We start from the raw sequence: 13,507 nt of genomic DNA, 5'->3' as shown, positions 1-13,507 counted from the left end.
ATCACCACGATAACAGAAACGGAGGACCCTCCGCATCATGTCGAGTCCTGCCCGGCGCCCCCGCGCGGACGCCGAACGCAACCGTGCCCGGCTCCTGACAGCGGCCCGCGAAGCATTCGGTGCCGCCGACGAGCCCGTGACACTGGAGCGGATCGCGCGCGACGCCGGTGTCGGCATCGGCACCCTCTACCGGCATTTTCCGACCCGAGAAGCACTGGTCGAAGCCCTGTACCGGGACGAGCTGGCGCAGGTCGTGGCGAGCGCACCGAAGCTGCTCGCGACCGAAAAGCCGCTCCGCGCCCTGCGTCGCTGGATGGACCGGTTCGCCGAGTACGCCAGCACGAAGCACGACATGGCGGACACCCTGCGCGCGATCATCGAAGCGGGCACGGTCGACATGACGCAGGTCCGAGCCGAGCTGACCACGGCAGTCCAGCTGATCCTGGATGCCGGGGCGGCGGACCGCACGCTGCGCACCGATCTCCAAGCGCAGGACGTCGTCGTGACCGTGGTCAGCGCGTGCGCCATGCCGGTGCTGCCCGGCGGCCCCGAGCAGCGCGGGCGGATGTTCGACCTGATCGTGGACGGAATCCGTCAGCCGCCGAGCTGATGCACCCGCAGGGCGATCTGGATCTCCAGCGAACGTTCGGGTTCCCGCCAGTCCTCGCCCAGCAGCACCGCGACGCGCTCCAGCCGCTGGACCACCGTGTTGACGTGGACGTGCAGGGTTTCCTTGGCGCGCGCCAGATTCCCGCCCGCCGCGTAGTACGCGCGCAGTGTGCCGGCAAGGTCGGTGCCCCGGCGGGTGTCGTAGTCGAGCACCGGGCCGATCGTCGCGGTGACGTAACCGGACAGGTCGGAGTGCCTGCCGAGCAGGACGCCGAGGAATCCCAGGTCGGCCATCGCCGCGCCGTCGCCTTCCCGGCCCAGCGCGAGCAGGGTGTTCACGCATTGGACAGCTTCGCGGTATGCCTGCGCCAAGGCTTCCGGACCGCGCGCCGGACCCGCCGCGCCGACCGTGACCGGACAGTCCACAACAGACTTCAGTTCGGCGGCGATCCGGCCGGCGGCGGGTTGGTCCGGGGCGAGCGCGACGACTTGTTCCGCGTGCACGCCGACCAGATCGCCGTATCGCGCACAGGCGGCCGCCAATCCTCGGCGGGAGATGCCGGAGGCGTGCGCGACCAGCACCGCGTGCGGTGCCGACAAGTCGACTCCGAGCCGGCGGGCGCGGGCGACCAGCGCACCCGTGTTACGGGCGGGCGTGGTGAGCAGGTCGGTCAGCAGTTCGCCGCGCACCTGATCCTCGGCCTGCGCCACGGAACGACGGAGCAGCAACAACAATGCGGTCACGACCGCGGCCCGTTCGAACAGCCGACGATCGTCGCCAGCCAGCTCGGGACGTCCGGACAGGGTCAGGCTGCCGAGCAGTTCCTGGCCCGCGCGCACGGCGCACACCCAACTGTCCTTTGTAGATACTGCCCGGCCGCTGGCCCGGGACGACGCCACCGCGACCGGGTCGAAGGCGATGGACGCACCGGCGAGCAGCGCGCCTTCCTCGTCGTGCACCGCGATCGAACCGCGCAGCACGCCCGCGACTTCCGCCGCTACCGCAGGCAAATCGGCCCCGCCGAGCACCAGGTCCATCAGCCGGTCGTGCGCGTCGTCGGCGCGGCGCATGGTCGCGTTCGCGGCGTTCAGCTCCGCGGCCGCCGAGCGCGTCTCGTCCAGCAAGTGCGCGGTGTCCAGTGCGATCGCGGCGTGCGCGGCCAGCGACGACAGCAGCGCGACCTCGGCGGTGGAGAACGTGCGCGACGAGCGGTCGGACGCGTACAACACGCCGAGAACCTTGCCTCCGATCGCCAACGGCACGCCGAGAATCGCCTTCAGACCTTCCTCGCGGACACCGGCGTCGATCGGCCGAGTGTGGCGGAAGCGCTCGTCCTCGAAGTAGTCCGCGGTCGCGTACGGACGCGCGGTCTGCGCGACTAGGCCGCCGAGACCTTCCCCCATTCCCAGCGCGATCTGCTGGAAGAGCGCGGAAACCGACCCGTCCGTCACGCGGATGTAGGTTTCGCCGTTCGCCTCGTCGTTGAGGCTGAGGTACGACACGTCGACGCCCAGCAGCGTCCGCGCGCGCCGGACGATCGATCGCAGAACCGCGTCCGGATCACGCAGCCCAGCCAGGTCGCTCGCAGTGTCGAACAACGCGGTCAGCTCGGCTTCGCGGCGCCGGTGCTCGCTAAGCGTCTCTCGAATGCGCAGCGCGAGCTCAGTCGCCGAGCCGATCGCGGCCGCCTGCTCCGCCGACAAGCCCCGGGCAGCGACGTGCGCCAGCTGCTCACTGCTCGCTCCATCGGCGAGCAGTTCGAGCAGCCGGCGGTACGCCTCGGCAGTGGGGTCCACACCCGTCATGCTGTCATTGAAGCCTGCTGTTCGACAGCCGTCTCGTGCAGCGACCTGCCACGAGTCTCACGCGCGACAAGCAGCGCGACCAGCGACAACGCGCACATCGCGGCGACGTAGATCGAAACCGGGACCGTAGTGCGGTACGCCTCGAAGAGTGCGACAGCGATCAACGGAGCGACCGCGCCCGCAGCGATCGACGACAGCTGACCGCCCACGGAAAGACCGGTGTAGCGGACCCGCGTCGGGAACTGCTCGGCGAAGAACGCCGCCTGCGGTCCGTACATCGCGCCGTGCAGCAGAAGCCCGACCACCGCCGCGCCGATCACCGAACCGGTGGTGCGCAGGTCGAGCAGCCAGAAGAAGCCGAACGACCAGCCCGCCATTCCGACGACGCCGAACAGGTACACCGGCTTGCGGCCGATCTGGTCGGAAAGCAGTCCCCACAACGGAATCGTCACGAAGTGCACCGCGGACGCGACCAGGACGGCGGTCAGTCCGGTCGCCTTCGGCAGGTGCAGCCCGGTCGTCACGTAGACCAGGATGAACGCGGTGATCACGTAGTAGGACACGTTCTCCGCGATGCGCGCGCCGAAGGTGACCGCCAGTGCGCGGAAGTGCCCGCGGAACACGTCGACGATCGGTGCCTGCTCGCGCTCGTCCGCGGCGGCCTGCGCGGCGACGAACACCGGCGATTCCGAAACGGCGAGCCGGATCCACAGCCCGATCACCACAAGCACCCCGGAGAGCAGGAACGGGACGCGCCAGCCCCACGCCTGGAACGTCGCGTCCGACTGGGTCGACGCCAGGACCGCCAGGACCGCCGTGGCCAGCAGGTTCCCCGCGGGAGCACCGGTCTGCGGCCAGGACGCCCAGAAGCCGCGCCGCCGGTCGTCGCCGTGCTCGGAAACCAGCAGCACCGCGCCGCCCCATTCGCCGCCGAGCGCGAAGCCTTGGACGAGCCGCAGCAGCGTCAGCAGGAGCGGCGCGACCACGCCGATCGCGGCGTAGGTAGGCAACAGGCCCATCGCGAAAGTCGAGCCGCCCATCATCAGCAGGCTCACCACCAGCAGTTTCTTCCGCCCGATCCGGTCGCCGAAGTGACCGAACACGAGCCCGCCGATCGGCCGGGCCAGGAAGCCGACCGCATAGGTCAGCAACGCCAGCAGGGTGCCGGTGAGCGGATCGGCGGTCGGGAAGAAGAGCTTGTTGAACACCAGCGCGGCGGCGGAGGCGTAGAGGAAAAAGTCGTACCACTCGATGGTGGTGCCGACCAGGCTGGCACCGGCGACGCGGAGCAGCATCTTCCGTGAACTGTCCATAATGGACTCCACTTCGTTGTGGGGAAAGGGGATTAGCCGGCGGTCCAGCCGCCGTCGACCGGAAGGGAAGCGCCGGTGAGCTGCCCGGCGTGCCGGCCGCACAGCCACACCACGAGATCGGCGACGTCCGCGGGTTCGATCAGCCGCTTGATCGCGGCCCGGCGCAGCAGCACCTGTTCGAGCACGTCTTCCGGCGTGACGCCGTGCTCGTCCGCCTGCGCCTGGATCTGCCCGTCGACCAACGGCGTCCGCACGTAACCGGGATTCACGCAATTGCTGGTCACACCGTGTTCCGCGCCTTCCAGTGCGGCCACTTTGGACAGTCCTTCGAGCGCGTGCTTCGCCGCGACGTACGCGGCCTTGTACGGACTTGCGCGCAGCCCGTGCACGCTGGACATGTTCACGATCCGGCCCCAGCCCCGCGCGTACATCGCGGGCAGGCACCGGCGGATCAACAAGAACGGCGCGGTCACCATCAACGACTGGATGAACGCGAACCGCTCCGGAGGGAATTCCGGCAGCGGGGCGACGTGCTGGACGCCCGCGTTGTTGACGAGCACGTCGACGTCCGAGGGCAAGGTCGCCAGCTCCGCTGGATCGGTCAGATCCACGACGTGCGCCTGGCCGCCGACCTCGTCCGCCGCCGCCTCCGCCGCCGGACCGGCGACGTCGACCACGTGCACCTTCGCTCCGGCCTCGGCAAGCGCCCGCACGCAGGCGAGGCCGATGCCGCTGCCGCCACCGGTCACCAACGCGGTGCGGCCCTGCAGGTCCCTGGTCATGGCGGGAAACAGTAAGTCGCCCCAGCCTGGGCGACCATGGCTCAATCCGCCACAGAACGCCGCCGGCACATGTGTCAGTCAGCCACCGGAGAAGTCCGTGAAGGGAACCTTGACGGACGCTGAGTCCCGGAATGTTCCCTTCACGGCACGCGAGGACGTCAGCCGGCGGCCGACGAGATGCTCTGCGCTTCTTTCGCCCCGGTTTCGAACGCTTCGCAGCAGAACAGCAGCCACTCCCGAACCCCGTCCGGGGTGCCGCTCGCGAAGCCCTGCGCCAGCTCGACATAGCGAGGCACTCGCCGGAAGTACGCCACCTCCGGCACGGTCAGCGCCTTCGGGTCGAGACCGGTCGCGATCATCGACAGCCGCGCCGCCGCCCGGGCGACCACGCCGTCCGCCGAACCGAACGGCGCCAGCGCGAGCAGCTCGCCGTGCACCACCGCGGTCAGGACTGGCCCCGGCACCGAAGTCGCTCCGGTAACGAGCTGGGCCAACAGCTCCAGCCGCTCGCCGCCGCGCTGCGGACGGCCCAGCTGATCCACATCGGACACCAGATCGGACGCGGCCAGCAGGTGCAGCCGGGCCAGCGCCTGCAACGGCGCGCGCCGCCACGTCGGCAGCAGCGATTCCAGCTTCTCGGCGACCCGGAGCGCACCCGCCAGCAGCGGATCGCTCACCGCGCCGTCCGAAGGCAGCTCCGGGTTCGCGCCGTCGATCCCGGCCGAAGCCCGCGCCGCGCGGACCGACGCCTCGGCCGCGGTCTCCGCGCCGCCTCGCAGGTTTGCCGGCAACCGGTGCACCGCGAACACCGCGTCCTGCGCGGCCTTCGCGGCGGCCGCGACGCCGTCCAGCTCCAGCAGCGGCTTCAGCGGGTCGCTCATGCGTCCAGCACCTGCCCCGACCGCTCCACCACTGGGGGCAGCACCGACCACGGGAAGTTGATCCAGCGGTCGGTCCGCTTCCACACGTACTCGCATTTCACCGTCGAAGCCGGCTTCTCGTAGACCACCGCGCAGCGCACGTCCGCGACATGGTCGGCGCAGAAGTCGCGAACCAGCTTCAGCGTCGCGCCGGTGTCCGCGACATCGTCGGTGACCAGCACCTTCTTGTGTGTGAGATCCACCACGTTGGGCACCGGCGGCAGCATGACCGGCAGGTCCAGCCGCTGGTCCACACCGGTGTAGAACTCCACGTTCATCACGTGCAGGTTCTTCACGTCCAGCGCGTACCCGAGCGCGCCGGCGACGAACAGCCCGCCGCGCGCGATGGACAGGATGAGGTCCGGCGCGAACCCGTCCGCGGCCACCGCTTCGGCCAGCTCCCGGCTGGCCGAACCGAACAACTCCCAGGTGAGCTCTTCTCGCTCCTCGGCCATGCGCGCCCTCTCGTCGATCGTCCAGCGAGCATAAGCGGCCGGAAAGTGGACTGATAAAATGATCCAGAAATGGCACTCGGATGTGTCCACCTGCCGTCGTAGCGTGACCTGGTGACCTGGACCGAGCACCCCATTCTGACCGGCCGCCACGTACGGCTCGAACCCCTGACCGCCAGCCATGCGGCCGGCCTGCTCGAGGCCGGCTCCGATCCGGGAATCTGGGCCTGGCTGAGCCTGCGCCAGCCCGCCGACCTCGGCGAAACCGAAACGATGATCAAGAACGCGCTCGCCGACCCGGACCGCCGCGCGTGGGCGCAGATCGACCTTGCCTCCGGCCGCGTCGCCGGCACCACTTCTTATTACCAGGTAGTAGCCCAGCATCGGATCCTGTCCATCGGGCACACCTGGATCGGCGCCGGCTTCCAGCGCACCGCGCTCAACACAGAGGCCAAGTTCCTGCTGCTGCGCAACGCCTTCGAAGACTGGGGAGCGCAGCGCGTCGGGTGGGAGACCGACGTCCGCAACCTCCGGTCGCAGCGGGCCATCGAACGGCTCGGCGCGCTGCGCGAGGGGATCCTCCGGGCGCATCGGATCCGGCCAGACGGCACGAGCCGCGACACGGTGCTCTACTCGATGACAGACGCCGAGTGGCCGGGCGCGCGGGCCCGGCTGCTCGCCCGCCTCGGCTGAGCAGTCCCGGAATCCTTCCGGCGCCACCCGCGCAACGTGGCTGCAACCTTGTCGTAGGCGGACTAACGTCGCTAGCGTTCCCTGCGCCGCGGGTCCGCACTACAGGAGGCTTTGCACCATGACCGAGCAGTCCCCAGCATTGGACAACCTGCTCACGGAGAGCCGTACGTTTCCGCCGAGTGAACAGTTCGCTGGTCAGGCGAACGCGAAGGCGGATTTGTATGCGGCCGCGGACGCTGATCGGGAGGCGTTCTGGGCGGCGCAGGCGGAGCGGCTGTCGTGGGACACGAAGTGGTCGCAGGTTTTGGACTGGACCAATGCGCCGTTCGCGAAGTGGTTCGTGGGCGGGAAGCTGAACGTCGCGTACAACTGCGTGGACCGGCATGTGGAGTCCGGGCACGGGGAGCAGGTGGCGATCCATTGGGTCGGGGAGCCGGGCGACACTCGTGACATCACGTACGCGGAGTTGAAGGACGAGGTGTCGCGGGCGGCGAACGCGTTGTCGTCGCTGGGCGTGGGCGCGGGCGACGTGGTGGCGATCCAGCTGCAGATGGTGCCCGAGGCGATTTTCGCGATGCTGGCGTGCGCGCGGATCGGGGCGTTGCACAGCGTGGTGTTCGGCGGGTTTTCGCCGACGGCGCTGCGGGCGCGGGTGGACGACGCGGCGGCGAAGATCGTGATCACGTCGGACGGGCAGTACCGTCGCGGCAAGGCCGCGCCGATGAAGGCGAACGTCGACGAAGCGTTGCAGGGCGCGGAAACCGTCCAGAAGGTCATCGTCGTCAAGCGCACCGGCAGCGACCTCGAAGGCGAGACGCCGTGGACCGAGGGCCGCGACCTGTGGTGGCACGAACTGGTCGACAGCCAGTCCGCTGAGCACACCCCGGAAGCGTTCGACTCCGAGCATCCGCTGTTCATCCTGTACACGTCAGGCACCACGGGCCGGCCGAAGGGCATTCTGCACACGTCCGGCGGCTACCTGACCCAGACCGCGTACACCCACAACGTCGTCTTCGACCACAAGCCGGGCGAGGACGTCTACTGGTGCACCGCCGACATCGGCTGGATCACCGGGCACTCCTACATCGTGTACGGGCCGTTGGCGAACCGGGTGACGCAGGTGGTGTACGAGGGCACGCCGAACACGCCGCACGAGGGGCGGCATTGGGAGATCGTCCAGAAGTACAAGGTGTCGATTTATTACACGGCGCCGACGTTGATCCGGACGTTCATGAAGTGGGGCGAGGACATTCCGGCGAAGTACGACCTGTCGAGCCTGCGGGTGCTCGGGTCGGTGGGCGAGCCGATCAACCCGGAGGCGTGGATCTGGTACCGGGAGAAGATCGGCGCGAACACGACGCCGGTGGTGGACACCTGGTGGCAGACCGAGACCGGCGCGATCATGATCTCGCCGCTGCCCGGGGTGACCGCGGCGAAGCCGGGGTCGGCGCAGCGGGCGCTGCCGGGGATTTCGGCGAAGGTCGTGGACGACACCGGCAGCGAGGTGGCCCGCGGCGGCGGCGGGTACCTGGTGCTGGACAAGCCGTGGCCCTCGATGCTGCGCGGGGTGTGGGGCGACGACGAGCGGTTCCGCGAGACGTACTGGTCGCGGTTCGCCGAGCAGGGCTACTACTTCGCCGGCGACGGCGCGAAGTACGACGCGGACGGCGACGTCTGGCTGCTGGGCCGGGTCGACGACGTGATGAACGTGTCCGGGCACCGGATCTCGACCACCGAGGTCGAGTCCGCGCTGGTGTCGCACCCGACGGTCGCCGAGGCCGCGGTCGTGGGCGCGACCGACCCGACGACCGGGCAGGGCATCGTCGCGTTCGTGATCCTGCGCGGCAACGCCGTGGACGGAGGGGACAACGCGGTGCAGGAGCTGCGCAACCACGTCGCGAAGGAGATCGGGCCGATCGCGAAGCCGCGGCAGATCATGGTCGTGGCCGAGCTGCCCAAGACCCGCTCCGGCAAGATCATGCGCCGTCTGCTGCGCGACGTCGCCGAAAACCGCCAGATCGGCGACGTCACCACGCTCGCCGACTCCTCGGTGATGGACCTCATCTCCTCCGGGCTGAAGTCCGGCAAGGAGGAGTAAGTTCTTCGCGCGAGGAAGGGGCTCTCCCGGCCGGGAGAGCCCCTTCCTGCATGTTCACCCCAAACTGCGAGCATCGAACGCATGTTCTACGATGCCCGCGTACCCAACCCACATCCGGGCAAGGAGACGACACGTATGTCCGTGGAAGCCTTGACGCACGACGAGGACACTGCGGCCGAAACGGCAGCGGCGTCAGCGCCGCAGGCCGCCGGCACCCCGGAGGCCCCGGCCGTCGCTGAGCCCGCCGCCGCGTCCGAGCCGGAGACCGCTTCGACGGAACCGGCTCCCGAACCGGCGTCGGCCGAATCGCCGAAGCCGAAACGCGGCCGCCCGAAGGCGACCCCGTCGACGGCGAAGAAGACCCGCACCGTCGAGCTCACGCTCACCGTCACCGGCACCGCCGACGGCGAGTGGCAGGCCGAGCTGAAGAACGGCGCGAAGTGGGTCGCGAAGGGCCTGGCGATCCCGGCCGCGGCGGTCTCGCGCGCGGCGAAGGAGCTGCACGACGACCTGTCCGGCCCGATCGACGAGGTCATCAACGCGGCCCGTGAGGCGCAGGCGGCGAAGGTCGCCCAGCTGGAAGCGGAGCTGGAAGCCGCGAAGGCGGCGCTGGCCGAGCTCGACAGCTGAGTTCAGTCCCCTCGAAACGCCCGGGCCGCACGGCCCGGGCGTTTCGCTTTTCGCTCCACCGGCGAGCACCCGGGCAACGGTGCGGCGAACTCGATCCACCGGCTGTCGGTCACCGCTTCGACGTGATGGCGCACCCCGCGCGGATGCACCACGACATCGCCCGGCCCGAACTCGCCCCAGACGCCGTCGACGGTGCCCCGCACCCGCCCTTCCAGCACGTGCACGATGCTGTCGTGGTCGTGGCTGTGCTCCGCCGACGCGACCCCGGCCGGGTACCGGATTTCGTACGCCAGACCGTGTTCGGCCCGCGCTCGCTCGCGGATCAGCCCGGTCCCGCCGACCAGCGGCCGGCCTTCCACCATCGACAGCGTCCGCCACTCGGGTTCCATCCGGCCAGCGTATTCGCCAGGTCAGGCAAGGCACAATTCATTGAGGATTGCCTTTCATAACTGAATTACCGTGACCGAGGAAATATCGCGCCGCCCTAATTTCCGTGATTCACTGTGCGCGTGACCGAAACAATGGGCGACGAACTGCACGCGCACGAACCGCACAACGGCGTCGGCGGCAAGCTCAACTGGCTGCGCGCAGGGGTTCTCGGCGCGAACGACGGGATCGTGTCCGTCGCGGGCCTCGTCGTCGGCGTCGCCGGGGCCACCACGAGCAGCACCGCGATCCTGACCGCCGGAACCGCCGGGCTCGTCGCCGGCGCGTTTTCCATGGCCGGCGGGGAATACGTCAGTGTGAGCACCCAGCGCGACACCGAGCGGGCGCTGCTGCGGCTCGAGAAGCACGAGCTGAAAACGATGCCGGAGGCCGAGGAGCGCGAACTCGCGCAGATCTACGAGGACAAGGGGCTCTCGCCGGAGCTGGCGAAGCAGGTCGCGCGGGAACTGACCGAAAAAGACCCGCTGCAGGCGCACGCCGAAGCCGAGCTGGGCATCGACCCGGACAATCTGACCAGCCCGTGGCAGGCGGCGTGGGCGTCGCTGGCGGCGTTCTCGGTCGGCGCGCTGCTGCCGTTGCTGGCGATCGCCTGGGCGTCGGTCGACATCCGGGTGTGGGCGTGCGCGCTGGCGGTGGTCGTCGGCCTCACGCTCACCGGGTTCGTGAGCGCGAGGCTCGGCAACGCGCAGGTGGGGCGCGCGATCGCGCGCAACGTCGGCGTCGGCGCCCTCACCATGGTGGTCACGTACTTCGTCGGGGTGGTGTTCGGCACGACGGTCGGCTAGTACCCCGGATCGCGCCCCACCGCCCTGGCGGAGCGGCTGCGTCGCGCTAATGCACTCCGCGCATGAGCCGCCGGATGAACGGAATCATCGCCAGCAGCACAACCCCGACCACGATCGCCGTGCCGCCGATGAGGCTGAAGTAGGGCACCTCGTTCTTCGGGTCGTAAGACTGCGCGAGCTTGCCCGACATCGCCGTGCCCAGTGACACCGAAAGGAAGTTCAGCGCGACCATCTGCGTCCGGAACGCCTTCGGCGCGAGCTTCGTCGAGAGCGACAGCCCGACCGGCGACAGCATCAGCTCGGCGACGGTGAACACGAACAGGATGCCGGCCAGCGCGATCAGCGGGCTGCCGTTCGCCCCGGTGTGCGCCATCGGCAGGAACAGCAAGAACGCCGCGCCCATCAGGATCGTGCCGAGCACGAACTTCATCGGCGTGGACGGCTGCTTCGGGCCGAGCTTCGTCCAGAGCGCCGCGAAGACCGGCGCGAACACGATGATGAACACCGGGTTGATCGAGTTGACCCAGGAAACCGGCATCGTCCAGCCGAACAGGTCGCGGTCCAGCCGCTGGTCGCTGTAGACCGACACCACCGTCGACTGCTGCTGATACAGCGAGAAGAACGCGGCGCTGGCGATGTACATCGGGATGAAGGACAGCACCCGGCTGCGCTCGTCCGAAGTGATCTTCTTGCTGGAGAGGATCGCGACGAAGTAGACCACCGAGATCACGACGACCACGTAGATCACCACGTCGGCCAGATTGTCCGGGGTGACCACGCCGGACACGATCAGCGCGGCGACCGCGGCGATGATCAGCACCGCGAAACCGACCACGAGCCCGCGCTGCTTGACGGGCAACGGGTTCGGCACCTCGGACGCCCTCGCGCCCAGGTTCTTTCGCCCGACCGAATACTGGATCAGGCCGAGCGCCATGCCGAGCGCCGCGAGGCCGAAGCCAAGGTGGAACCCGCCGCTCTGCTGGGCGAGCCCGGTCAGCAGCGGGCCGATGAAGCCGCCCAGGTTGACGCCCATGTAGAAGATCGTGAACCCGGCGTCGCGACGCTCGTCGCCCTCCGCGTAGAGCGTGCCCACCACCGAGGTCGCGTTGCCCTTGAGCCCACCGGAACCGAGCGCGACGCAGGCGAGACCCACGCCGACACCGGTCAGTCCGGGCAGCGCGGCCAGCGCGACGTGACCGATCATCACCAGGATGGCGCTGTAGAACAGCGTCCGTTCGGAGCCGAGCAGCCGGTCCGCGATCCAGGCGCCGACGACGGTGGACAGGTAGACCGTGCCGCCGTAGGCGCCGACGATGCCGAGCGCGGCGCTCTGGTCGACGCCGAGGCCGCCCTTTTCCGCCGAGTAGTACAGGTAAATGGCGAGGATGCCCTGCATCCCGTAGTAGGAGAAGCGTTCCCACATCTCCACGCCGAAGAGGTTCGCCAACCCCCGCGGATGCCCGAAGAATCTGGTGTCCTGCCGGACGTCGATTGGGCTGCTCACGACCGCCTCGTCCCTGTTGTCACTCTGCGTTGCTGTTCTTCCTTGGCATGCTAGAAGCCGAACAAGTGAACGACACACGGGTACCCGGTTGGACTAGACAACCGGGGCAGCACAAGCGCCCGACCTGCAGGACAGCTCCGCTGCGTCGATCGGAGGATTGCCTTTGGTCACAACGACGAGTAATCGGCGACTGCGGACGGTAAGCTAGCTCCCAGGTGTGCCGGGAAGCCTGGTCGGCGACAGATTCGACGTCCCGCAAGGAGTGCCGTGTCACCAGCCCGCGCAGTGTCCGAGTTCGCCCGTTTCCTCCGTACCGAAACGACCGGCGGGCTGATCCTGCTCGCCGCCACCGCGGTCGCCCTGATCTGGGCCAATTCGCCGCTCGCCGGCTCGTACGAGGCGCTGCGCGATTTCCGGATCGGGCCGGAGTTCCTGCACCTCAACCTCACCGTCGGCGACTGGGCCAAGGACGGACTGCTCGCGCTGTTCTTCTTCGTCGCCGGACTGGAGCTCAAACGCGAACTGGTGGTCGGCGAGCTGTCCCGGCTGCGCCAAGCCGTGCTGCCGGTGCTCGCCGCGGTCGGCGGCATGGTCGTGCCCGCGGTCGTCGCGCTCAGCATCGCCTGGGGCACGCCGGGCGTCGACCGGGCGTGGGCGATCCCGGTGGCCACGGACATCGCGTTCGCGCTCGGCGTGCTCGCGCTGACCGCGTCCAATCTGCCCAGCAGCGCGCGCGTCTTCCTGCTTTCCCTTGCCGTGGTGGACGACCTTGGCGCGATCCTGATCATCGCCATCCTGTTCACCAGCGGCTTCAATCTCCTGGCGGCCGGCGTCGCGGTCGTCGCGCTCGGGCTGTACGCCTTCCTGCAGCACAAACGCGTCCGTTCGCCGTGGCTGTACGTGCCGCTCGCGCTGGTCACCTGGGCCGCGGTGCACTCGGCGGGCATCCACGCGACCATCGCGGGCGTCGCGCTCGGGCTGCTGACCCGCGTCCGCCCGGACGAGGACGAGGACGATGCGCCCGCGGTGCGGCTGGAGCACCGGCTGCAGCCCTGGTCGGCGGCGGTCGCGGTGCCGGTGTTCGCCTTGTTCGCTGCGGGGATTTCGGTGAACGGCGAGGCAATGTCGACGGTCTTCACCACCGCGTTGCCGCTGGCTGTCCTCTTCGGACTGGTCGCGGGGAAGTTCGTCGGCATCTTCGGGGCGAGCCTGCTGGCGGTGAAACTGGGGGTGGCGGAGAAACCGGCAGGGACGAGCTGGCGCGACGTCGCCGCGCTCTCGCTGCTCGGCGGCGTCGGGTTCACGGTCAGCCTGCTGATCGCCGAACTCGCGTTGCCGCCGGAAGCCGCCGAGGTGGCCAAGGCGGCGGTGCTGATCGCGTCGGCGATCGCCTCGCTCGCGGCCGCGGTGGTGCTGCTGCGGCGCAGCCGGGTGCACGCGAAGGCGGCCTGATCCCGACACTCCCGCC

General features: G+C 69.2%; 13 protein-coding genes. 6 read left to right on the top strand and 7 right to left on the bottom strand.

What is annotated here, in order from left to right; genetic code table 11:
• Positions 1-37: 37 nt before the first annotated feature.
• Positions 38-610, top strand: coding sequence for a TetR/AcrR family transcriptional regulator (locus AMYBE_RS0135680; protein ID WP_020664187.1), 573 nt, complete (start codon positions 38-40; stop codon positions 608-610).
• Here AMYBE_RS0135680 and AMYBE_RS0135675 read toward each other — a convergent pair.
• The 5 genes from AMYBE_RS0135675 to AMYBE_RS0135655 form a co-directional block, all read right to left on the bottom strand.
• Positions 595-2,415, bottom strand: a complete 1,821-nt coding sequence (locus AMYBE_RS0135675; RefSeq protein WP_020664186.1) for a helix-turn-helix domain-containing protein — start codon at positions 2,413-2,415, stop codon at positions 595-597. The two genes, AMYBE_RS0135680 and AMYBE_RS0135675, sit on opposite strands and share 16 nt — an antisense overlap.
• Complete coding sequence (locus AMYBE_RS0135670) at positions 2,412-3,728, bottom strand: MFS transporter (protein WP_020664185.1); 1,317 nt, start codon at positions 3,726-3,728, stop codon at positions 2,412-2,414. The genes AMYBE_RS0135675 and AMYBE_RS0135670 overlap by 4 nt, the downstream gene beginning before the upstream one ends.
• A 32-nt stretch (positions 3,729-3,760) precedes the next feature.
• Positions 3,761-4,510, bottom strand: a complete 750-nt coding sequence (locus tag AMYBE_RS0135665) for a 3-hydroxybutyrate dehydrogenase (RefSeq protein ID WP_020664184.1) — start codon at positions 4,508-4,510, stop codon at positions 3,761-3,763.
• A 158-nt stretch (positions 4,511-4,668) separates the two neighbouring features.
• A complete protein-coding gene (locus AMYBE_RS0135660) occupies positions 4,669-5,391 on the bottom strand; it encodes a Fic family protein (protein WP_020664183.1) in 723 nt (240 codons plus the stop codon).
• Positions 5,388-5,885, bottom strand: coding sequence for a phosphoribosyltransferase (locus AMYBE_RS0135655; RefSeq protein ID WP_020664182.1), 498 nt, complete (start codon positions 5,883-5,885; stop codon positions 5,388-5,390). The genes AMYBE_RS0135660 and AMYBE_RS0135655 overlap by 4 nt, the downstream gene beginning before the upstream one ends.
• A 111-nt stretch (positions 5,886-5,996) precedes the next feature.
• On the opposite strand from AMYBE_RS0135655, the gene AMYBE_RS0135650 reads away from it, so the two are divergent.
• The 3 genes from AMYBE_RS0135650 to AMYBE_RS0135640 all read left to right on the top strand — a co-directional run bounded on the left by AMYBE_RS0135650 (position 5,997) and on the right by AMYBE_RS0135640 (position 9,303).
• Entirely contained in the window at positions 5,997-6,575 is a 579-nt protein-coding gene (locus AMYBE_RS0135650; RefSeq protein ID WP_020664181.1) for a GNAT family N-acetyltransferase, read from the top strand.
• Between the two features lie 118 nt (positions 6,576-6,693).
• A complete protein-coding gene (acs, locus tag AMYBE_RS0135645) occupies positions 6,694-8,673 on the top strand; it encodes an acetate--CoA ligase (RefSeq protein ID WP_020664180.1) in 1,980 nt (659 codons plus the stop codon).
• Positions 8,674-8,808: 135 nt separating this feature from the next.
• Positions 8,809-9,303 carry a DUF6319 family protein gene (locus AMYBE_RS0135640; RefSeq protein ID WP_020664179.1) on the top strand — a complete coding sequence of 165 codons (495 nt, stop codon included), beginning with the start codon at positions 8,809-8,811 and terminating at the stop codon, positions 9,301-9,303.
• 2 nt (positions 9,304-9,305) lie between these two features.
• Here the strand turns inward: AMYBE_RS0135640 and AMYBE_RS42960 are convergent, their stop codons facing one another.
• Positions 9,306-9,692, bottom strand: coding sequence for a cupin domain-containing protein (locus tag AMYBE_RS42960; RefSeq protein WP_020664178.1), 387 nt, complete (start codon positions 9,690-9,692; stop codon positions 9,306-9,308).
• A gap of 132 nt (positions 9,693-9,824) precedes the next feature.
• On the opposite strand from AMYBE_RS42960, the gene AMYBE_RS0135630 reads away from it, so the two are divergent.
• Positions 9,825-10,535, top strand: a complete 711-nt coding sequence (locus AMYBE_RS0135630; protein ID WP_425386965.1) for a VIT1/CCC1 transporter family protein — start codon at positions 9,825-9,827, stop codon at positions 10,533-10,535.
• Positions 10,536-10,581: 46 nt separating this feature from the next.
• Here AMYBE_RS0135630 and AMYBE_RS0135625 read toward each other — a convergent pair whose 3' ends face one another.
• Entirely contained in the window at positions 10,582-12,039 is a 1,458-nt protein-coding gene (locus AMYBE_RS0135625; RefSeq protein ID WP_020664176.1) for a peptide MFS transporter, read from the bottom strand.
• Positions 12,040-12,306: 267 nt separating this feature from the next.
• On the opposite strand from AMYBE_RS0135625, the gene nhaA reads away from it, so the two are divergent.
• On the top strand, positions 12,307-13,491 hold the full coding sequence (gene nhaA, locus AMYBE_RS0135620; RefSeq protein WP_034287520.1) for a Na+/H+ antiporter NhaA: 1,185 nt from the start codon (positions 12,307-12,309) through the stop codon (positions 13,489-13,491).
• The last annotated feature ends 16 nt before the right edge of the window (positions 13,492-13,507 follow it).

Source organism: Amycolatopsis benzoatilytica AK 16/65 (assembly GCF_000383915.1).
In the GTDB taxonomy this organism is placed as follows: Bacteria; Actinomycetota; Actinomycetes; order Mycobacteriales; family Pseudonocardiaceae; genus Amycolatopsis; species Amycolatopsis benzoatilytica.
The sequence above is the reverse complement of the archived record's forward strand: the minus strand, read 5'-3'. Positions and strand labels throughout refer to the sequence as shown.